Raw genomic sequence first — 22261 nt, 5'->3', positions numbered from 1 at the left:
AACCCCTACCTGTAAACAACCGAAACCGACGGGACCGATCGCTTACACAGAAATCTTGACAAGCTCGGCCTTCGACCAGCAGGTCGCCTGGTTGGCCACGCAGTGCTCGAAGTCCGCGATCACCCAGCTGATGCGGATCGCTTGGCGCACTGTCGGGTCGATCATCACCAGGGTCTGGGACGATACCGCCGCCGGGATCGACTCGTTCGCCGGGCTACGACGAATCGGGATCGATGAGATCTCCTACAAACGCAGCCACAAGTACCTCACGGTCGTCGTCGATCACGACACCGGCCGGCTGGTGTGGGCCAGCCCCGGGCGCGACCGCGCCACCGTGGCGGAGTTCTTCGACGCGTTGGAAGCCTCCGGGCCCGGCCGGTGCGCCCAGATCACCCACGTCACCGCTGACGGTGCGGAATGGATCGCCCACGTCGTGGCTGATCGATGCCCACAAGCGGTGCGGTGTGCCGACCCCTTCCACGTCGTCAGCTGGGCAACAAGCGCCCTCGATGCCGTGCGCCGCGACGCCTGGAACCAAGCACGTCGAGCAGGCAACACCAAGACCTACGGGTGGGCAGCCGGGCGGCGCCTCGTCGTGTCCACCGGTCACGCCCGAGCGCTGAAGAACGCCCGCTACGCCCTCTGGAAGAACCCCGAGAACCTCACTCCACGACAGCAGACGAAGCTGGCGTGGATCGCGAAGACCGACCCCCGCCTCTACCGCGCCTACCTCCTCAAAGAGGGCCTGCGCACCGTGTTCAGACTCCCTCCCCACGAGGCCGCACCCGCCCTCGACCGATGGATCAGCTGGGCCAGACGCTGCCGCATCGAGTCGTTCGTCAAGATCCAACAACGCATCACCCACCACCGCACCGAGATCCTCGCCTCGATCGAGCACGGACTGTCGAACGGGCTCATCGAATCGCTCAACACCAAGATCCGACTCATCACCAGGACCGCCTACGGATTCCGCTCACCCGACGCCCTGATCGCCCTCGCCATGCTCAACCTCGGCGGACACCGCCCCGCCCTACCCGGCCGATGACCCACAGATCAGTCACAAGAGCCTCATTCCGGCAGGTTCGCCTGGGACAGGACCCGCTTGCGCAGCTCCCGCTCAGTCACCGACTGCTCGGCGGTGGCCCCAGGCTTCACACCGTCCTCAACGTCAGCGGTCTTCATCCAGTTCGTCAGACACGACTCGCTGATGCCGAAGTCGGCAGCGATCTGCTTGAGGTGGACACCCGGCTCGCGGTTCCTAGCGACACGCACGACGTCGTCGCGGAATTCCTTGGGATACGGCTTCGGCACAGCGCACATCCTTCCAGCGGCACCCTCGGCACCACAGATCAGATGTCACCTATCCGTGCAGCAGTCCCCATGTACCGTCGGACCTCTATCCGGTCAAGGTCCGTAACTTGCCGACGGTTCCGTCTCTCGCCTCCAAACCCGCCCTGGACTACCCCGTTCAGGCCGATGGAAATCCAAACTCCGCTGTAGCGGACACCGCCGCGGGCGTCCCCCCGGATTTCCTCCGGCCTCCGAAGTGCCACACAGACCCGTGAATCACCTGTCCCGGCGCAGGCGCGTCAGCGCGTCGGGCGGAGCCCGACACGATGTTGGTGATGCGGTGGGTCAGCTGGCGGCGTCGAGCTGCACGGTGTGTCCGAGGCGTTCGAGCTGCGCGACAAGCCGGCGGGCGTGAGCCTCGTCGTTACGGCGGGCCAGCCAGTCAGCGCCGAGGTCCTGATAGGGCTCGTCCTTGGACAGCATGTGCCACGCCGACACCAGGATCGAGTGCGCGACCGCGACCTGCGCCCGCCCGGTGCCTCGTCGCTTCGCGATCCGCGCGTGCTGAGCAGAGAGGTAGTTCGACTGGTGCATCCGCGCCACCGAACCGGCTGCCTCGACCAGCATCGCGGTCAGCCACTTGTTGCCATGCCGCTTGCTCGTCGGGGTGCGCTTGCCCGCGGACTCGTGGATCCCCGGCGCCACACCCGCCCACGCCGCCAGGTGCGCGGCGCTGGGGAACCGTGACATGTCCGCGCCGGTCTCCGCGACGATCACCTGCGCGACCTTCTCCCCCACCCCCGGGATGGTCTGAAGCAGCTCGATCTCATGCGCCCAAGGCGTGCACTTCGCCGCGATCACCGCGTCGAGCTCGACCAGCGACTGCTCGACCAGGTCCAGCCGGCCGAGGATCGCCCGGGCCATCTGCGCGTGGTGATCATCGAAGTTGCCCTCCAGCGCCTGGGCAAGGTCCGGGATCTTCGACCGCATCCGACCCTTCGCCAGGTCCGCCAACGCGAGCGGGTCACGCTCGCCGTCGATCATCGCGGCCAGCATCACCCGCGCTGAGACCGTCGTGAGTGATGACGCCACCGACGAGAGCTTGATCGAGGCATCCTCGAGCATCATCTCCAACCGGATCGCCTCCCGTGTCCGATCCCCCATCAGCTGCACCCGATAGCGGGTCAGCATCCGCAACTGCCGGATCGCCGGCGGCGGCACCATCGAGGGCCGCAGCAGCCCGTGCTCAAGCAGCTGCGCGATCCACTCCGCGTCCCGTACGTCGGTCTTCCGACCAGGCACCGCCTTCATGTGCGCGGCGTTCAGCAACCAGACCTCCATCACGTCCTCGAGGCAGTAGAACGGCGCCTTCCAATACGTCGAGGTCGACTCGATAGCCGCGATCGTCACCCCCGCCTCCAGCAGCCAGTCCCGCATCACCCTCAGCGACCCAGTCGTCGTCTTGAACGTGCGCGTCTCGCTGTGACGGCCACGACGCGCCCCCGGTGTCCGCACGCACACCGACACCGACGCCTTCCCGACATCCAGACCGGCAACCCGGTCGAACAACACTTCCATCACGAGCCCTCCTCATCGGACCGGCCGCGGCCATCGCGGCCGGGGACACCCGGAGGGCTCTCTGCCAGGACACAGACCCACGTGCTCGCAGCAACAATCCACCGACTCCCGAAAGCCCCGCGCCATACACCTCTACGGGCTCACCCGCACCAGTGTGTGCCGACGTCGCCGAGTGTCACCACCGATTCTCATCCCCCGCCACGTTCAGCCGAAGGCCGAAGTCAAATACAGACCCGTGAATCACCTGTACCGGCGCAGGCGCGTCAGCGCGTCGGGCGCAGCCCGACACGTTCTAGCGATCACCCGCGACTCAGGCGACGGGGTCGAGCTGCACGGTGTGGCCGAGCTTCTCCAGCTGCGCGACCAGCCGGCGGGTGTGGGCCTCGTCGTTGCGCTGAGCGAGCCACTCCGGGCCCAGGTCGCGGTAGGGCTCGTCGCGCTTGAGCATGTAGTAGGCGCTGGTCAGGATCGAGTGTGCGACCGCGATCTGCGCGCGACTCATCCCACGACGCCGAGTCAGACGAGCATGCTGAGCGGCCAAGTAGTTCTTGCCATGCATCCGCCCCACCGATCCCGCCGCCTCGACGAGCATCGCGGTCAGCCACTTGTTCCCCCGCCGTCGCCCGGCCGGCTTGCGTCTGCCCGCGGACTCATACATCGACGGCGCCAACCCGGCCCAGGACGCCAGGTGCGCCGCGCTCGGGAACTGCGACATGTCCGCCCCGGTCTCGGCCACGATGGTCTGCGCGACCCGCGGACCCACGCCCGGGATGGTGAGCAGCAGCTCGATCTGATGTGCCCACGGGACGCACGCCGCCTCGATCGCGTGGTCGAGCTCGGCCAGTGACTGATCAACCCGGTCGAGCCGGTCCAGGATCGACCGGGCCAACTGCGCATGGTTGGCGTCGAAGTGCCCCTCCAAGGCCTGGGCCAGGTCAGGGATCTTCTTACGCATCCGTCCCTTGGCCATCTCCGCCAGCACCCGCGCGTCGGTCTCCCCGTCGATCATCGCCGCCAAGATCGCCCGCGCCGAGACCGTCTTGAGCGACGAGGCGACCGTCGACAGCTTGATCGAGGCGTCCTCCAACATCAGCTCCAACCGCACCATCTCCCGGGTCCGGTCCCCCATCAACTGGACCCGGTAGCGGGTCAGCATCCGCAGATGCCGAATCGGTGGCGGCGGCACGAACGACGGCGTCAACAGCCCGTGCTCCAGCAGCTGCGCAATCCACTCCGCATCACGCACGTCGGTCTTCCTGCCCGGCACGGCCTTCATGTGCGCTGCATTGAGCAACCACACCGTCATCGACTCCTCCAGGCAGTAGAACGGCGGCTTCCAATACGTCGAGGTCGACTCCATCGCCGCGATCGTCACACCAGACTCCAACAACCAGTCCCGCATCACCGCCAGCGACCCCGTCGTGGTCTTAAACGTCCGGGTCTCGCTGTGCCGGCTGCCACGTCGCCTCCCCGGCGTGCGCACGCACACCGTCACCGACGCCTTCCCCACATCAAGCCCCGCGACCCGCTCGTAAAGCACTTCCATCTCAACCAGCCCCTTCGTTGCGAACCCGGCCCGCCCGGACGGCCGGGCCGACGCCGCTCGGAAGGCCTTCTGCCGGGATACAGACCCACGTGCTCGCAGCAACAATCCAGAGGCACCCGAAGACCCCGCGCCATACACCTCAACGGGCTCACCCGCACCAGTGTGTGCCGACGTCGCCGAGCGGACGCACCAACGATTCTCATCCCCCGGTGCAGCGACGAAGTCGCAGTGCTTCACACCTCTTGCATTCTCGGTTCGCCGAATAGAAAGAACAGAGCAGAAATCCGGCCGGAAGTGATCGCCTGCCGCGCGCGTGCGCACGTAGGTGACCGTGACGATGAGCCTCCACAAGCTGACGGCCGGGTCGGGGTACGACTACCTGACCCGCCAGGTCGCAGCGATGGACGCCACCGACAAGGGCCACACCGGGCTGGCGAGCTACTACACCGAGAAGGGCGAGACCCCCGGCGTGTGGGTCGGCTCGGGCATGGAGGGCATCGAGGGACTCGATGCCGGCGACATCGTCACCGCCGACCACATGCAGAGCCTGTTCGGCTCCGGGCACCACCCGCTGGCCACCCAGCAAACGAAGGAGCTGGACCTGCGGATCGGCCGCGACGAGGCCGAGCGGCCGACGGATGCGGACTACAAGACCGCGGTCCGGCTCGGCACCCCCTACAAGGTCTACGACAACGACATCAGCCCGTTCCGGATCGCGGTCGCCAAGCGATTCAGTGAATGGAATGAGGCCGCCGGTCACCCCGGCGACTACCCCGTCCCCGCCGCAGAGCGCGCCAAGATCCGCACCGAGGTAGCCGCGGAGTTCTTCCGTGCCCAGCACGGCCGCGAGCCCGCCGACGCCCGCGAACTCGCCGCCACGATCGCCAAGCACTCCCGCCCGAAGACCAACGCGGTGACCGGCTACGACCTGACCTTCTCCCCGGTCAAGAGCGTCTCGGTGCTGTGGGCGATCTCCGACCCCAAGACCGCCGCGGTGATCGAGCGGGCCCACCAGGCGGCGATCAAGGACGCCCTGGACTTCATCGAGTCCAAGGCACTGTTCACCCGCCAGGGCACCAACGGCGTGCGCCAGGTCGACGTCCGCGGCCTGATCGCCACCGCGTTCACCCACCGCGACTCCCGCGCCGGCGACCCCGACCTGCACACCCACGTGGCCGTGGCGAACAAGGTCCAGACCCTCGACGGCAAGTGGCTGGCCATCGACGGGCGACCGCTGCACAAGGCGGTCGTCTCGGCCTCGGAGACCTACAACACCGCGCTCGAGCGGCACCTGGTCGACGCCCTCGGCGTCCAGTTCGCCGAGCGCCCGAACGAGGACGCCCGCAAGCGGCCGATCCGCGAGATCGTCGGCGTCGACCCCGAGCTCAACCGCCGCTTCTCCAAGCGCCGGCTCAACGTCGAGGACCGCCGCAAGGTCCTCGCTGCCGCGTTCCAGGCCACCCACGGCCGTCCTCCGACGCCGGTGGAGACGATCCAGTTGTCACAGCAGGCGACGCTGGAGACCCGCGAGGCCAAGCACGAGCCGCGCTCGCTGGCCGAGCAGCGCGAGGCGTGGCACCGCGAGGCGGTCGAGGTGCTGGGCACCCCGCAGCGGGTCAAGCAGATGGTCCACGGGGCCCTCAACCCGAAGGGCGCGGCCCGCTCGCTGGCCGACTCAGCCTGGTTCGCCAAGACCACCGACCGCATCGTGGCGACGATGGAGGGCAGCCGGTCCACCTGGCAGTACTGGCACGTCTACGCCGAGGCCCAGCGGCAGGTCCGGGCCGCCAATGTGCCTACCAACCAGGTCTCCCAGGTCGTCGACCTGCTCGTCAGCGAGGTCCTCGACGACCACTCGGTGAGCATGGCTCGCCCCTGGGACACCATCAGCGAGCCGGCCGAGCTGCGCCGCGCCGACGGCTCCTCGGTCTACACCCAGGCCGGGGCCGACCTGTTCACCTCGAGCAAGGTGCTGGCCGCCGAGCAGCGCCTGGTCGACGCCGCTGGCCGCCACGACGGGTACGCCGTCGAGGCTGCGTCGGTCGACCTGGCCCTGCTGGAGTCGACCGCCAACGGCATCACCCTCAACGCCGGACAGGCCACTCTGGTCAGGGAGATGGCCACCTCCGGCGCCCGGCTCCAGTTGGCGATCGCGCCGGCCGGATCGGGTAAGACCACCGCGATGCGAGCCCTGGCCAGCGCCTGGGCTGACGGCGGCGGAACCATCATCGGCCTGGCCCCCTCAGCCGCGGCCGCGGACGCTCTGCGCTTCCAGATCGACACCCAGACCGACACCCTAGCGAAGCTCACCCACTCCCTCGGACAGGCCCGCGAGACCGGCGCCGCGATGCCGGACTGGGTCGCCGGTATCGACTCCTCCACCCTCGTGGTCATCGACGAGGCCGGCATGGCCGACACCCTCTCGCTGGACGCGGCGGTCTCCTACATCCTCGGGCGCGGCGGCAGCGTCCGGCTGATCGGCGACGACCAGCAGCTCTCCGCGATCGGCGCCGGCGGCGTGCTCCGCGACATCCGCGCCACCCACGGCGCGCTGCAGCTCACCGAGCTCGTCCGGTTCAAGGACCCCGCCGAGGGCGCCGCCTCGCTCGCGCTGCGCGAGGGCAAGGCCGAGGCGCTCGGCTTCTACCTCGACCGCGACCGGGTCCACGTCGGCGACCTGGCCACCATGACTGAGGACGTCTTCGCCGCCTGGCAGGCCGACCGCGCCGCCGGGCTCGACTCGATCATGCTCGCCCCCACCCGCGACCTGGTCAGCGAGCTGAACCAGCAGGCCCGCGCCCACCGCCTCGAGGGGATCGACCCCACCGACGTCGCCGCCAGTGGCCCGGTCCGCCGGCTCGCCGACGGCAACGAGGCCTCGATCGGCGAGCTGATCATCACCCGCGAGAACGACCGCCGGCTGCGCACCTCAGCCACCGACTGGGTGAAGAACGGCGACCGCTGGACCGTCCTGGAGATCCACGACGGCGGCGACCTGACGGTCCAGCGCACCCAGCACGGCCGCACCGTGCGCCTGCCCGCCGACTACGTCGCCCGCTCCACCGAGCTCGGCTACGCGTGCACCGTCCACACCGCCCAGGGCGTCACCGCCGACACGATGCACGGCCTGGCCACCGGCGCCGAGTCGCGCCAGCAGCTCTACACGATGATGACCCGCGGCGCGCACGCCAACCACGTCTACCTCGAGGTCGTGGGCGACGGCGACCCGCACTCGGTGATCCACCCGACGCTGGTTCGGCCGCTCACCCCCACCGACATCCTCGAGTCGATGTTGGCCCGCGACGACGCCCAGCGGTCCGCCACCAGCCTGATCCGCGAGCAGGCCGACCCGGCCACCCGGCTGGGCGAGGCCGCCCAGCGCTACCTCGACAGCCTCTACGTCGCCGCCGAGGACCTGCTGCGCCACGAGACGATCACCGGCGCCGACGGCACCACGGTCAACATGGTCGACGCGCTGGACACCGCCGTCGAAACCCTGGCGGCCGGGCTGTCGGACGAGGCCGCCTGGCCCACCCTGCGCGCCCACCTGCTCCTGCTCGGCGCCGCCGGGGAGAACCCCGTCGAAGCGCTCCGCGCCGCGGCCGGCGACCGGGAGCTGCAGAGCGCGCGTGACCGGGCAGCGGTCCTCGACTGGCGCCTGGACGCCTCCGGCCTGCGCAACGCCGGCTCCGGGCCGCTGCCGTGGATGCCCGGGATCCCGGCCCGCCTGGCCGAGGACCCGCACTGGGGCGCCTACCTCTCCCAGCGCGCGCACCTGGTCGAGCAGCTCGCCGAGCAGGTCCACACCCGCGCCGCCGCGCAGTCCTCGCTGCCGGTGTGGGCGCAGAACGGCATCCGCCCCGAAGCATCCACGGTGGCCGACGTCGAGGTCTGGCGGGCAGCCATGCAGGTCCCCGTCGACGACCGGCGACCGACCGGCGCTCCGCAGCTGCAGAAGGCCTCCTCCACCTACCAGCGGCGCCTCAACCGGGCCGTCACCGGCGACCACACGCCGGCACTCAAGGAATGGCGCCAGCTGCTCTACACGCTGGCCCCGCAGGTGCGCGACGACGAGTTCACCCCGCTGCTGGCCGAGCGTCTGGCCGCGATGTCGCGCGCCGGCGTCACCGCCCACCAGCTGCTGCGCACCGCCACCGCCGCCGACCACCCGGCCGGCCCGCTCCCCGACGAGCACGCCGCGGCCGCGATCTGGTGGCGCATGGCCCGCCAGCTCACGCCGGCGGTCGCCGCGCAGATCGGCGACGGCTCCCACGGCGAGAGCGTCACCACCGACTGGGCGCCGCGGCTCGCGGACCTGTTCGGTCCCGAGCGTGCCGCGAGCATCCAGGCCAGCACCTGGTGGCCGGCGCTGGTCTCCTACGCCGACCACGGCCTGCAGCGCGGCTGGCAGCTCGAGGCCCTGCTGGGCGCCGGCCGAGCGATGCCCAGCGACGACTGGGACGGCGTTGACGAGTGCCAGGCGCTGGTCTGGCGGACCTCGATCGCGCTGGAGACCGCCCCCGACGAGCACGCGCACGAGGTCCACTTCGACGAGCCGCCCGCCGACATGTGGGAGGGCGTCGAGCCCGACCCCGTGGCGTTCGTCGACCACCCCGACGACATCCCGTGGCTGCTTGCTGAGGACCCCGACACGGACCTCGAGCCCCCCGTCGACGTGGTCGACGGGCACCTGGTCGACGCGCTCGAGGAGGACCTGGTCGACGCGCTCGACGAGGACCAGTACGTCGAACCCGACCTCACGCTGGCCGCCTACCTCCGCGACCTCGGCGGCACCTGCCTGGAGCCCACCGAGGCCGACATCCGGCTCATGTACCAGCGGGCCGAGGAGTGGCACTCCACCCCCGTGACGCGTGAGCGCATGGTCGAGATCAACGAGCTGACCCAGGTCTTCTTCGAGGCCCGGTTCACCGACTCGTGGGGCCGCGACTACCTCACCGGCCGGTTCGGCGTCGACCTCGCCGGCGACGCACGGTTCCGCCCCGGTCAGGCGCCGGCCGGGTGGACCAACCTGGTCGACCACCTCCGCGGCCGCGGCGTCAGCGACGCCGAGATGCTGGCCGCCGGCGTCGCTACCGAGGCCAGCACCGGACGCCTCATCGACCGGTTCCGTGACCGTGTGATGTTCCCGGTGATCCAGCAGGGCGAAGTGCTCGGCTTCGTCGGCCGCCGCCGCCCCGACCTCACCGACGCCGACAAGGCCGGACCGAAGTACCTCAACACCGCCGACACCGCGCTGTTCCACAAGGGCGCGCAGCTGTTCGGCGTCGGCGACGAGCTGCTCGCCGAGGGTGCCGTCCCGGTGATCGTCGAGGGCCCGATGGACGCCGTCGCCGTCACGATCGCCAGCGCCGGCCTCTACCTCGGCGTAGCCCCGCTCGGCACGTCCCTGACCGACGAGCAGGCCGCCCAGCTGGCCGCCGTGGGCCGCGACCCGATCGTGGCCACCGACGCCGACCTGGCCGGCCAGGTCGCTGCCGAGCGCGACTTCTGGATGCTCACCCCGCACGGCATGGACCCCGGCTTTGCCCGGTTCCCCGACGGCCTCGACCCGGCCGACCTGCTGGCCCAGCGCGGTCCGGCCGCGCTCACCGCCGCGGTGGCCAGCGGGCAGCCCGCCTTCCGGGCCCTCGGCGACCAGCTCCTCACCGAGCGGCTCGACAACCTCGCCCCCGAACAGGCGCGGGTGGCGGCCATGCGGATCCTCTCGGCCCGTCCCAGCCGGGCCTGGGAGCCGGGTGTCAACCAGGTGCGGGCCCGCCTGCAGCTGTCCCAGCTGCAGGCCCGCCGCGACCTGCGCGACGCGGTCAAGACATGGGATGCCGACCCGCGGAAGGCTGCGCTGGCCGAGCTGCACAAGAGCAGCGACGTCCGCGCTCGCCTGGCGGCCGCGGCCGACAAGACGCCCGCCGAGCGGTGGGCGCCGCTGGCCCGCGAGCTCGACCCGCGCCTGCTCGAGCAGGGCGACTGGCCGGCCACCGCAGCGATGCTGCAGCAGGCCCACGAGCAGGGTCACGACGTCGGCGCGGCCACCCGCGCGATCGTCACCGAGAAGCCGCTGGGTGACAGCCCCGCCCGCGACCTCCGCTACCGGATCCTCTCCCGTCTCCAGATCACGATCGACCCGATCTCGCCCCTAGACACTGCCACGATCCGCCACTCCCAGCGAGCGGTCCATCCCTGGCAAAGTCCGACCATACGGCGCAATATGCCACCGACCGGTCGGCGCTGAGTTTGGGCTACGAAGCCACGGCAAACCGTCCAGTAAGAACCGACCGTGGGCAAAATCGCGTACTCGATGCCGCAGCCTTGCTGTGCGCCGGCCTGCTCCTGCTTACAGCCGCCACGCTGTCACCGATAGACCAGCACGCATCCTGTCTGGGGCGCCAGTGAGGCTCCTGAAAAGTGGCCCGCTGTGACGTCTAGTCGGTTCGCCAGAAATGTCTCTCCTGCGCCGATATCCTGCGTGCGTGCCTCCCCGTCCGCGGGTGGACGTGGTGCGCGATCAAGGATGCCTGATGGTTGATGAAGCGGCGGTTGTCGAACAGTTCCTCGAGCTGGCGCGGGGCACCAGCAGCTCTCTGATCGACTTCTTGCCGGCCTTCGAAGAGGCCGTCACAGTTCCGGGAACGTCGACTCTCGTGAGGACGCACTTTCTTGCGCACGACGCCAACGGGACTCCGGCTGTGGAGCAGCTCGCAGGGGCGATGGCGTGGGCAACCATGGACTTCTGCATACCTCGTTCGAAGATCGACCGAGCGTTCGCAGAGTACGAGGCAACTCGAGCAACCACGGCCATCGTGAGCTTGGAGCAGCAGGCACGAGACTTGTTCGTGAAGTCGGAAAGCTCGGGAGAAGGGGGCGAGCTCCTCCTGTTCCTGCTCATGGAACGTGTTCTACAGCGGCCGCAGCTGATCTCGAAGATGGCGCTGAAGACGAACACCGAGGTGCACGTACACGGCTCGGACGGCATCCATGCGAGTTTGGCGGATGACGGGGTTCTGGACATCTACTGGGGCGAGTCGAAGCTCTACAAGTCGAGCTCGGACGCGTTCCGAGACTGCTTCGAAAGCATTGCCCCGTACCTGCGGTCCGACGGAGACGAGCGCCGGAAGCAAGACCTCCTACTGGTGCGCGATCACCTCAACGTCCCTCAAACTGAGCTGGCAGCTCATCTGCTCGAGTACTTCGACGAGACCAACCCGAAGACGTTGAAGGTGCGATGGAACGGGGTCTGCCTGGTCGGCTTCGACCACGGCAACTATCCGAACATCGCCGCTCTCGACGAGGCCCAGCAGAAGGGGGTGTCGAAGGCGGTTGGCCGGTGGCACAAGACGGTCGGGAGCCGCGTCGAGGAGTTCGAAATCGTCGGCGTGAATATCGACCTCTTCTGCATTCCGATACCTGATGTCGCCGATCTGCGTGCTCGGGTCCTGAAGCGGATGGGGGCCAAGTGACCGCCAGCACGGCGCTCGAAGAGGTCGTCTTCGTCTCGCACAAGTTCAGAGACTTGCTCGACGCCGCTCGCAGGCTGACGGTCCGTTCGGAGTTCGCGGCGGTGGAGTGGGATGAGGAAGCCCCCTCGGTCGATTGGGGGTTCGCCCTTCTCTACGCCAGCGCGATCACGTCGGCTCAATCAGAGCGCGCGCAATCCGCGGTGCTCAGAATCGCCACGGCGTGCATGCTGTCCTCGGACGCGGAGGACGCTCACAAGGCGGCCGCCGCCGCGCTGCTCGAACGCAGCGGCAATCACATGGCCGTGGAGCTGGCGGAGTCCCGGGATCGGCTGCCGGCCGACGTCTGGCGACGTCTGCCGGGTGCGCTCCGGATGGAGGTCGTCCGGAGCCGCATCGACTACTCGGTCCGCCTCTCAGACGGCCGTGTGCTGCCTGTCAATCCGTTTCAGGGGAAGTTCTGGGAAGCAGTAGAGACGAACGACTGGCTGAGCGTGTCGGCTCCGACCTCCACTGGGAAGTCCAGGATCATCAGAGAGCACTTCTTGGAGGTCGCGCGCCAGCCAGGCCCGTTGACGCTTGTGTATCTCGTGCCGACGCGCGCCCTGATCGAGGAAGTCTCGCGTGATCTCCGGCGCGAGGCGCCATCGGACGTCGACGTCTTCACCATGCCGTGGGACCCCGACCTCGCGGAGTCGTCACGGACGGTCCTGGTCGTCACGCAGGAGCGGCTCCACCTGGTGCTGGAGCTCCTTCCGTCTCTCAGCGTGGACCTCCTCTTCGTTGATGAAGCGCAATCGCTCGCCGGTGACGCACGGGGAGTTCTTCTCCAGCACGCGATCGAGCGCTCCATCCGGCGCAGCCCGGAGGCGCAAGTGCTGTTCGCCAGCCCCTTGACCTCCAACCCGGAACTGCTGGTCGAAAACGCGCCCGCCGACCGGCGTTTCGACTCGTTCGTCTCCGAGACAGTCACCGTCAATCAGAACCTCCTATGGGTCGAGCACATCAACCGGAAGCCTCAGCGCAGAGCCGTATCTCTGGTGTCGGATGGGAACAGCCACAGAGTCGGCGAACTCGTGCTCGCGCAACGCGCGACGACTGTGCCCATGCGCATCGCGCTGGTGGCGCATGCGCTGGCCGGAAACACCCCAGGAAACGTCATCTACGTCAACGGCCCGAGCGAAGCCGAGAAGGTCGCGAAGGCGGTCTACGAGCAGCTCCCGGCCTTGGCGGAGGCTGACACGGAGATCGACGATCTGCGGGATCTGATCAAGACCGCTGTGCACAGCAGGTACTTGCTCGCCGACGTGCTGGCCCGGCGCGTGGCCTTCCACTACGGGAACATGCCGCTGGTGGTGCGAACGGAGATCGAGCGCCTCTTCGGAGAAGGCAAGATCCACTACCTGGTCTGCACTTCAACACTGCTGGAGGGCGTGAATCTCCCGTGCCGGACGATCTTCATGCGCAACCCTCAGAAGGGCCCCGGCAATCCGCTCCGCGAAGGCGACTTCTGGAACCTCGCGGGACGCGCGGGGCGCTGGGGCAAGGAGTTCGAAGGCAACGTCGTGTGCATCGACACCGACGATGAAAGCCTGTGGCCCAACCTACCGCGGGTGCGAAAGCGGTCACAGATCACCCGAGCAGTCAGCAACGGGCTCGACGACGCGTCGGGGCTGCTCGCATTCGTTCGCTCCGTCGATGAGGTGCACGACGACAGCGCCGCTGAAAGCCTCTTCGCGTACCTGTGCTCGCGGCACCTCGCAGGCGAGTCCATCCAGCCCCTTCTCGATCGTATTCCCCTGGAATCGGAACGAAGCGAGGTCGAGTCCGCCGTCGTACGCGCGGCGACCGACCTGACGATCCCCGTCGAGATCGTGAGCCGACACACGGGGATCGCGCCCATCTCGATGGAGCGGCTCTTGGAGAGCTTCCGGCGATCCGGGAAGACGCCGACAGAGCTCCAATTGCCACTCCCCGAGGAGCCCGATGCTCGAGCCCGATTCCAAGAGGCGCTCGTGCGGGTCGGCGCAACGATGACGAGCGTCTTCGGCGCGCCCCGCTCCGGGGAGGATCGGCGCAAGTGGCAGCTCGCGAACCTCGTCGTCAACTGGATGAAGGGTATGCCCCTCTCTCGGCTGATCGACCAAAGGCTCTCGTTCAACGCATCGCTCACCTCAGCGAGGGCGATCCGAGACGTCATGCGAGACATCGAATCGATCGCAAGGTTCCATGCGCCGAAGTACCTCGCCTGCTACGCCGATCTGCTCGAGGTGTACTCGACTGAGCTCGGGTTGGAGACTGCTGCTCGACCTGATTACGCGATGATGCTCGAGCTCGGCGTCTCCCGCACGAGCGAGGTCGTGCTCATGTCGCTGGGTCTGTCCCGAACAGCCACCGTTGCCCTGTCCGACTTCATTGGAGTCGACGAGTGGTCGCGCACGGAGGCCCTGGCATGGCTCGCGGCTCAGAACCTTGATGGGCTTGGCGTGCCGGTGCTCCTCCAGCGCGAGATCGGTGACGTGCTCGAGGTGGCGACGCGGCGCGGCGAGACAGCACCGGAGGCTGACTAGTCGTTCGGGTCGACAGGCATCCAGTCGAGATCGCTGGTCTGGCGACGTCGGGAGGCTTCGGACGCGGTCGCGAGGCCCAGCTTGGCGTGGCGCGCGTGAAATACTAGCCATCGGCCCGCCTGGCTCCGGTCGGCGAGGCGTGACCCGACGGCTGCGATCCCGCTCGCCGCTGGGGTTGCGGCCAGTTCGCCCCAACCACCCTCCCTCTCCGCGAATCGATAGGTGAGCTGTCCCCAGGTCGGGCTCATGTAGATGACCTGCGCGTCGCGAAGGTTGTCGATCCGATCTCCAGACAGGTCGCTCCGCACCTCCTCTCGCGAAGCGAAGCGCGCCTCGCGGTACTCCTGCCGCCGGTCGTCGACTTCTGTCCGCAGCGCTTCTTTGGCGTCGGACTTCGCCGAGTGCTGGCGAATCGCGGTGAGGTAACTGAAATCCACCTCCTCGCCATCGACGCGGCGGATCCAGATGCCGATCGCCTTGGCCCCGACGAACACACCGCTCGCATCGCGAGTTCGACCGATGAAGAACTCCTTGACGCCCGGGCCAGTCTTCTGGGCGTGTTCCGGGTGGCGCTCGAGGAGTTCGATGAGCATCCGGTGGTGGACCGGGTCCGAGACGGCGTCGCCGACCGAGTAGCCGGACTCCCGCAGGATCCCGCGGAACGCTGCCTCGGCGGCCGAGCGCGTCGGCCAGCTGAACGTCTCGAGCACGACCGGGATGCCTGCCATGACTAGCACCCTAGAGCGTCACCATCCAGCCGCTCACGAACGATCGGGACGTGCTCGGCGCAGACCCCTCCCCTGGCGAGCCCACGCGGAGGAACGTCCGGCCTTAGCCTCGCTTCATGAGCCTGTCCTACGACGACGTTCGGAATCTTCCGTTGCCCGATCTGAGCCTGAACCTGCTCAGGTCGTTGGGCCCCGATCCGAACTTCAACAACCTGATCCAGGGATTCAAGCAGCGCGGCGGATACGACCAGTCCCCGCCCGACCTCGAGGCCATGCTCGCTCGTCTGTCGGATGCCTGGGCATGGCTCGAGTCCCATGCCCTGATTGGCCACTCTTCCAAGAACCCCCAAGGCAGCGACTGGAGCCGAGTCACGAGCAAGGGACGGGCCCTGCTCGAGGATCCCAAGGCGCTCTCGAAGGTCTGGGCGGACGATCGACTCTCGGGCAGCCTTCATCCTGCACTGTCGTCTGCCCGATCGAACTTCGCTCTCGGTGACTACGAGACGGCATCCTTCGCGGCGATGAAGGCCGTCGAGGTGGAAGTGCGCCGCGTCGCCGGTCTGCCAAACGAACTCCTCGGAGTGGCCCTGATGAGGAAGGCGTTCAGCCCCAAGGACGGCGTTCTTCGCGATCCCGGTGCGGAGGGCGGCGAGCAGCAGGCGATCGCCGACTTGTTCGCCGGCGCGATCGGTGCCTACAAGAACCCGGCCAGCCATCGCACCGTTCAGTTCGACGACGCCGTCGAGGCCGCCGAAGTGATCCAACTCGCCGACCTGCTCCTCCGCATCGTGCAACGGGCTGACGCGCGGCTGAATCCGTAGGCGCCCACCGGCCCGCGGACGACACGAAATCGACGAGCCGCCCAGCCCCACTCAGCTGCTGGCGAAGAAGCTCCCGATCCTCCCGAGATCCAACGGCCCGACGGTCGCGGGGTGACGCCCGTCATGCTCCGCTGCGGATCAAGGCGCCGGCGACGGTCGAGATCGTCGGCGAGGCATAGCCGCGACCAGCGTCCTACCGCCGCGAATGCTCGCGTCAGATTCGGGGGCCCTTCTCGGTTCGGGTGCGCGGTTGCGCACCGAGGGGGTCGTCCTTGATCTCGCCGGTGTCCAGGTCGACCTGGGCCAGGCGCGGTCGACCAGTTGGCTCGGGGTGCTCGTGGGCGCGTCGGTTGACGGGCAGCGCGTCGATGTCGTGGGCGAAGGCGTTCTCACGCCGCTGGGTGTTTGCCTCGCCGAGGTGCTCGTTGTGCCGGGGCCTGGCGGGCCAGCTCTTGTGCTCGTCGTCGCAGTGGGTCCGCAGCCGGTTGCGCATGCGGTCGGCGAACGCCGGCAGGCAGTAGCGGTGCCACTCCTCGAGGGCGTCGCTGGTCATCGCGAGTCCGGCGCGGCGTCGCTGGTCGGCCAGGACCGCGATCTCATGGACCAGGTGCGGGTGCACGGGCCAGCAGCTGGGAATGGGACCGGAGACGTCCCAGGTGTACTCGCGGTTGAGCCAGATCACGACTTCCTCGAGCCACTCCCACAGCTGGTGGCGCAGCTCGGGGTCCAGGCACGTGGCCGGCTCCCATGGCCGGGGCAGCAGGGCGTGGTTGCCCAGGGCCTTCTTCTGCTCCTCGGTGCCATTGATGGCGAGGTGGAGCTCGCGGTAGGCCAGCCGGACGTGCTCCCCCGGCACAGGGAACGCGTAGACCATCGGGGTGGGGGTGGGTGCGGCCCGTCGGGCCCGTTCGGTCGTCACAGCTCACTCCTTGTCGAGTCTGTCTCGTCGTCGACGAAGCCGAGGCGGCGCGCCTCGACGAGGGCGGCGGTGGCCCGGGCTTCGGGGGTGATGACCATGCGGCGGTCGTTGGTGAGCCGCGCCCGGAGCGCCCGCTGGTCGGCCAGCAGCTTCTCGCCGGCCTTTCCCTCCACGCAGCGGTGCAGCTTGGCGATGATCGGCTTGCCGTTCTCAGCGATCACCAGGGCACGACGCTCGGGGAGCTGGCGGACCTCCTCGGGCCGCATGATCGCGATGTCGTCACCCTCGTATCCGCTGCCGCCGCCGCGGTGGGTTCGTCTGCCGATGCGGACCTGGCCGAGGAGGTCGGAGATCTCCTGGTTGAAGGCGACGTCCTTGGATCCGCCGAACATGACCAGGGTGTTGGTGAGGCCGAGCAGCGCCCGGGCCTCGTGCTCGCCGAAGATGCTCGTCAACTGGGGCCGGGTCTGGGCGGCCCAGATGAACGACAGCCCCAGGGCACGCTCGTTGGCCATGCGGGTCCGCAGGGTCGGCAGCGGCGCGGTCGACGGCAGCTCGTCGAGCACCGAGACCAGCGGTGGACACAGCCGGCCTCCCCATGGGGAGTTGTTGGCCAGCAGCAGCCCGGTGTCCAGGACGTGTTCGGCCACCGCGGTCATGAGCGGGCTGGCCGAGGCGTAGGGGTCTTCGCGGCCCAGCAGGTAGATGGTGCCGCGGCGTCGGATCACGTCGGCCAGGTCTGTGGCCGGGTGCCCGGGGCTGGGTACGCAGCGGCGGCGGATGTCGGCCTGGAAGAACAGCGACACCGCCTGCTGCACGGTGGTGACGGTGTTGCCGGCGGTGCGGTCGTCACCGTTGAGCGCGCCGTGCAGCAGGCCGTGCCAGAACGGCTCGGCGTGCGGGTGCCGGCGCAGGATCTCCATCGGCTGGGTGGCCGCGGTCGGGTTCGCGACCCACTGCAGGACGTCCTCGAGGGTCTTGCCGGTGAGCGCCGCGGCGTGGAAGTAGCCCTGCAGCACCTTCGCGGACTCCGCGGCGTAGAAGCGGGCGGCGTCGTCGCCGGTGCCGCCGGTGATCGCGCCCTTGACGGTGCCGGCGGTGAAGGCCTTGGCACGTCGCTCGGCGACCTTCGGGTCCACGCAGCCGGCGATCGGGTCCCAGATCAGCTCGTCGATGACGCCCTCGGCCAGCCCGAACGGGTCGAGCACTACGCAGGGCCGGTCGTCGCGGGAGCGTTCGGTGAGGCTGAGTAGCAGGTCCTCGACCTTCGTCAGGGTCACCAGGGCAGCGCCCGGGGCGCCGAGCAGCGCCGGGGTGAGCAGGTCGAGTGTCTTGCCGGAGCCCTGCGGGCCGATCACGCCGGCGGTGCGGTCCCACGGCACCCACAGCTCGCCGCCGCGCGGCTCGTGTGCGTCGCCGATGCGCCAGCCCACGTCCAGCGGGTTGAACCTCAGCTTCATCGCTCCTCCGTCGTGCGGCGGCCGCCCAGGAGCCACGGGCTGATCCCGTGGCCGAGCTGTGGCCCGGGGTGTTCGGTTAGGTCGCCGGCGGTGCGCTGGACGGGTGCCGCCGGAGCGGTGGCGTGCTTGCCGTAGAGGTCGGGGCGGACGATGCCGGCGACCTTGCGCAGCCGGGTGACGCCCAGCAGCTTCTCGGCCTCGGCGGCGGTGGCCATGCCGCGCATGCGTCCCGGGCCCCAGCGCTGGTAGGCCCACACGCCGACCCAGATCGTGGCGGTCAGCAGGGCGGCCTCGGTGAGCGCGAGGCTCGCCCACACCAGCCCGCGGCCGGCGAGGTCGTCCGGGATTGGGGTGGGCAGGCCGGCGTCGGCGTGGCCGCCGAGCACGCCGGGGAGGCTGGTCCAGAAGGCGGTCCCGATCGGGGAGGGGAACGCGCCGGCGTTGGCGTCCGGCCAGGTCCACCCGGCGCCGGCGAGCAGGTTAGCGACCGATCGGCTCAGCTGGATGCCGATGACGATGACGAAGAGCGTCGCCAGGGCGACGGCGACAGGGATCTCCCAGGTCCAGGGGTACGGGTCGCGTCGGCGCTCTCTCTGCATGGATTCACCTCGTGGTCGAAAGTTCTGGCTGGTCACCTATGTGCCGGAGCGTCCGGCAGCGATCAGACGGAGCGGGTCGGCTTTGAGGCGTTCTCAGCCAGCCAGGTCGAGGGGTCGACGTTGTCGGGGCCGTAGATCGAGCCGTTCTTGAGGTGGACCTCGAAGTGGAGGTGGCACCCGGAGACGTTGCCTTCCTTGCCGACCTGGCCGATCGGCTCGCCGGCGGCGACGGTCTGGCCGCGGCTGACGGTGACGCTCTGTATGTGCGCGTACCAGGTGGTCAGCGAGCCGGCGCCGGTGGTGACCTTGACCAGCTGCGGTCCGGCCCAGCCCTGGCTGGTGTCGATCTCGATGGTGCCGGCGTGCGCGGCGTAGACGGTCGTGCCGCAGGGCGCGGAGAAGTCGGTTCCGGTGTGCCAGTTGGACCAGTAGGGCCCGGTCTCGTGCCAGTTGTGGTTGTCGGTGCCGATGTACTGCGCGGGAACCGGGTAGACCACCTCGTCGCAGGATGCGCCGTCGAGGCCGATCGGGGTGATTTTGGCGTCGGGCAGCACGTTGATGTGCGGGTGGTCCATGTGGTTGGCGGTGGCCGTCCCTCGGTCCTCCATCGGCCGCCAGCCCTCGTCGGCGCGCTCGGTCGACCAGATGCGCTGGTACCAGATGATGTAGTCGATCCCGAGCTCGCGAGCGTGGGCCTGGGCGTAGGCCACGAGCGCGTCTCCTTGGGCCTTGCCGGCGGGTGTGAGCGGGACCATGAAGTCGGCCGCGAGCCCGGCCGGGTGGCCGTTGGGGTCGGTGGCGCTCTCGCGGTAGCCGCCGACGGTCTTGATGTCGAACATCGGGCCGAGGATGTTGACCAGCTGCGTCAGCTGCGGCTTGACCGGGCCGAGGTTGTAGTTGGTCGCCTGCGCGACCGCGCAGCCCGCGCTGCTGCCCGCGGTGGTGGCGACCACCAGTGGGTGGTCGGCGAGCTTGCTGGCCTGCGTGCTGTTGTCGACCTCGGCACTGGCCCAGGTGAGGTTTGCGCCGTAGATGTGGTCGATCGGCGCGTCCTTCTCGGGCTTCTTGCACGGCTCTGCCGATCCACCGAAGGCGTTGGTGAGCTCGGGGGTGAGCGCGCAGTGTGAGGAGTTGTTGCCGTCCTTGCCGTCGTTGAAGTCGCCCAGGATCACCGCCGGGGTGCCGGTGCCGACGAGGTCGGTCATGGTGGCCAGCTGGCGGCGCAGCGCCTCCTTGCGGTGCGCGGCGCCGTTCCCGTGGGTGTCGGCCGGGTTGTGGATGCTCCACACCCAGATGACCTGGCCGGTGGTCGTCGACGTCAGCTGCACCAGGGGCATGCCGACGTCCTTGCCGCCGAAGTAGGGGATGTCGACGAGGCGGCCGTCGGTCTGCTTCCACTCGTTGCGGTCCCAGATGACCCGGTTCTGCGCCTTCCCGCTGGCCGGGTAGATCCCCCACTTGGCCGCGTACTGGTTCTCCAGCGCCTTGGCCTGCGGGCCGTGCACCTCCTGGAGGCCGGCGATCGTGACGCCTGCGTTCTCGATCGTGCGCATGGCCCCGGGGAGTCGCTTGTCCCAGGGGTCGTAACCGGGCCGCTCCCCCGCCTTGTCGGTGTGGCCGGCGCCGAGCAGGTTGAGGGTGCCGACGGTGACCGGGTTGACGGTCTCGCCCTGGCAGTTGGCCACGTTCGTGGTGGAGCCGTCGTCGGGAAGGTCGGGCAGGTCGCCGCCAAGCAGATCGGTGATGTCGCCGGCGATGTCCTCCCACTGGGCGTAGGCGTCGGGGTAGCCGGAGCGCTGCACGGCCTGGGCGGCCTGGGTCAGCGGCATGTTCTGCCAGCCTGGGATGTCGAGCAGTCCGGGGTTGCCGGTGCGCTGGGCTTCGCCGAAGAAGGCCCGTGCGGCGAGGACCGGGTTGGTGACCTCGGCACGGCTGCCCCAGCCCTGAGAGGGGCGCTGTTGGAACAGGCCGCCGGAGTCGCGGTCGCCGCCGGCGAGGTTGACCAGCTTGGACTCCTGGATCGCGGTGGCGATCGCGATCTGCAGCCCGCGGCGGGGCACCTGGAGGTCGCGGGCGACCTGGGCGATGGTGATCGCGTTGCGGGCCTGCTCGGCGGTAATGGTCGGGTAGCTGGAGGCGAACCGCAGCCGCATCAGCTGGGCGAGCACGTCCCCGGATGGCGGCTCGGCCGCCGTCTTCGTGGTGTGGGCGGCGTTCACCACGCCGTCGCTGGTGGCCGCGGGCGTGGGCGCGCTCTCGGGGCCGACGCCGTTCATGGAGAGGCGGGCGGAGATCCAGTGGTGGTCGGAGATCATCGTTCCGGACCATCCCTGTTCGAGGCGCACGCCCTGGTGCTGGGGGAAGAAGACGAAGTCGACCGCGTGGTTGTGCCAGCCGTAGCCGGCGGCCTTCATCTTCGCGGCCGCCGCCCACGGCAGGTCGGTGTAGGAGGGGTGGGTGTTCATGTCGCCGCCGATGAGCACCGGGCCGTGGGTGGCCAGCGAGTTGCGCAGCTGCAGCAGGATGTCCATGCCGGCGCCGTACTGCTGGGGCCGGGTCAGTGGCGGGTTCCCGTGCTGCCGGGGCCACTTGTGCGGGTTGGTCATGTGGTGGGTGGAGATGACCGAGACCACGGCGCCGTCGGCGCGCTCGAGGATCACCCACGTGGCGAACCGGTCCCAGGTGACCGCCCGGCCTTGGTAGTAGGTGTTGTCGTCGACGACGAGGGTGACCCGGCCGCCGTTGGCCTTGGACCAGGTGTCGCGCTTCCAGAGCACGACGTTGCCCATGGAGTTGTTGTCGCCGGTGTGGTCGGAGACCCGAAACGCGCCGTAGCCGGGGGCGGCGGCCTCGATCTGTGCCAGGCTCCACCCGCTGGCCTCGTTGAGGGTGACGAAGTCGGGGTTGGTCGAGAGGACCTTGGGCATGGACGCGCGGAAGCCGTCCAGGCCGGACCGGCGCGGGATGTTGGCCTGCGCCAGGGTGACCTTGCCCTTGACCGGGCCGCCCACGGGCCCGTCGATGACGCCGAGGTCCCCGAGCTCGGTGGGGGCGGTCTGGTTGGTCTGGGTGCGGCACTCCGCGGCCGCGGTCGTGCTCATGATCACCATCAGGGAGACCAGCAGCGGCAGGCCCATGAAGATGATCAGGACCGGCAGTCCGGCGAGCAGGAGCTTCTTCACGACAGGTCAGTCCCGAGCGCCTCAGCCGGCAATCTCTAGGAACTCAGGTTCGATCAGACGTCCATGCGCTCCGATCTGCGTTTGTGCAGGTGGCGT

The 22261-nt window shown here is 69.1% G+C and carries 13 protein-coding genes; 5 read left to right on the top strand and 8 right to left on the bottom strand.

All coding sequences use genetic code 11. The features are described from left to right. The coding region (locus ACYVKX_RS12435) for an ISL3 family transposase (RefSeq protein ID WP_460832675.1) at positions 1-1045 on the top strand (1045 nt) is incomplete at its 5' end. Between the two features lie 23 nt (positions 1046-1068). On the opposite strand, the gene ACYVKX_RS12430 is transcribed toward ACYVKX_RS12435, so the two are convergent. The 3 genes from ACYVKX_RS12430 to ACYVKX_RS12420 all read right to left on the bottom strand — a co-directional run bounded on the left by ACYVKX_RS12430 (position 1069) and on the right by ACYVKX_RS12420 (position 4735). After that, the gene (locus ACYVKX_RS12430) at positions 1069-1311 is read right to left on the bottom strand and encodes a transposase (RefSeq protein WP_460832673.1); all 243 of its coding nucleotides are present in this window, start codon (positions 1309-1311) and stop codon (positions 1069-1071) included. Between the two features lie 324 nt (positions 1312-1635). Beyond that, positions 1636-2868, bottom strand: coding sequence for an IS110 family RNA-guided transposase (locus ACYVKX_RS12425; RefSeq protein WP_460832671.1), 1233 nt, complete (start codon positions 2866-2868; stop codon positions 1636-1638). A 310-nt stretch (positions 2869-3178) separates the two neighbouring features. Then, entirely contained in the window at positions 3179-4735 is a 1557-nt protein-coding gene (locus ACYVKX_RS12420) for an IS110 family RNA-guided transposase (protein ID WP_460832669.1), read from the bottom strand. A 16-nt stretch (positions 4736-4751) separates the two neighbouring features. On the opposite strand from ACYVKX_RS12420, the gene mobF reads away from it, so the two are divergent. The 3 genes from mobF (at position 4752) to ACYVKX_RS12405 (ending at position 14456) form a co-directional block, all read left to right on the top strand. Further along, positions 4752-10664, top strand: coding sequence for a MobF family relaxase (gene mobF / locus ACYVKX_RS12415; protein WP_460832667.1), 5913 nt, complete (start codon positions 4752-4754; stop codon positions 10662-10664). Between the two features lie 286 nt (positions 10665-10950). Next, positions 10951-11889, top strand: coding sequence for a HamA C-terminal domain-containing protein (locus ACYVKX_RS12410; protein ID WP_460832664.1), 939 nt, complete (start codon positions 10951-10953; stop codon positions 11887-11889). Further along, positions 11886-14456: a DEAD/DEAH box helicase gene (locus tag ACYVKX_RS12405; protein ID WP_460832661.1), complete on the top strand. Its 2571-nt coding sequence runs from the start codon at positions 11886-11888 to the stop codon at positions 14454-14456. The genes ACYVKX_RS12410 and ACYVKX_RS12405 overlap by 4 nt, the downstream gene beginning before the upstream one ends. Here the strand turns inward: ACYVKX_RS12405 and ACYVKX_RS12400 are convergent. Then, complete coding sequence (locus ACYVKX_RS12400; protein WP_460832658.1) at positions 14453-15184, bottom strand: DCL family protein; 732 nt, start codon at positions 15182-15184, stop codon at positions 14453-14455. The two genes, ACYVKX_RS12405 and ACYVKX_RS12400, sit on opposite strands and share 4 nt — an antisense overlap. A gap of 116 nt (positions 15185-15300) precedes the next feature. On the opposite strand from ACYVKX_RS12400, the gene ACYVKX_RS12395 reads away from it, so the two are divergent. Beyond that, positions 15301-16005, top strand: a complete 705-nt coding sequence (locus tag ACYVKX_RS12395; protein ID WP_460832655.1) for a TIGR02391 family protein — start codon at positions 15301-15303, stop codon at positions 16003-16005. A gap of 214 nt (positions 16006-16219) precedes the next feature. On the opposite strand, the gene ACYVKX_RS12390 is transcribed toward ACYVKX_RS12395, so the two are convergent. The 4 genes from ACYVKX_RS12390 to ACYVKX_RS12375 form a co-directional block, all read right to left on the bottom strand. Then, positions 16220-16924: a hypothetical protein gene (locus ACYVKX_RS12390; RefSeq protein WP_460832653.1), complete on the bottom strand. Its 705-nt coding sequence runs from the start codon at positions 16922-16924 to the stop codon at positions 16220-16222. Next, positions 16921-18384: a type IV secretory system conjugative DNA transfer family protein gene (locus tag ACYVKX_RS12385; protein ID WP_460832650.1), complete on the bottom strand. Its 1464-nt coding sequence runs from the start codon at positions 18382-18384 to the stop codon at positions 16921-16923. Before ACYVKX_RS12385 ends, ACYVKX_RS12390 begins: the two co-directional genes overlap by 4 nt. Next, positions 18381-18983, bottom strand: coding sequence for a hypothetical protein (locus ACYVKX_RS12380; protein WP_460832648.1), 603 nt, complete (start codon positions 18981-18983; stop codon positions 18381-18383). Before ACYVKX_RS12380 ends, ACYVKX_RS12385 begins: the two co-directional genes overlap by 4 nt. Before the next feature lie 62 nt (positions 18984-19045). Next, a complete protein-coding gene (locus ACYVKX_RS12375) occupies positions 19046-22165 on the bottom strand; it encodes a peptidoglycan DD-metalloendopeptidase family protein (RefSeq protein ID WP_460832645.1) in 3120 nt (1039 codons plus the stop codon). Between the last annotated feature and the right edge of the window lie 96 nt (positions 22166-22261).

This window comes from Nocardioides hungaricus, from assembly GCF_054782915.1.
This window is presented reverse-complemented; position numbering and strand designations above follow the sequence as displayed.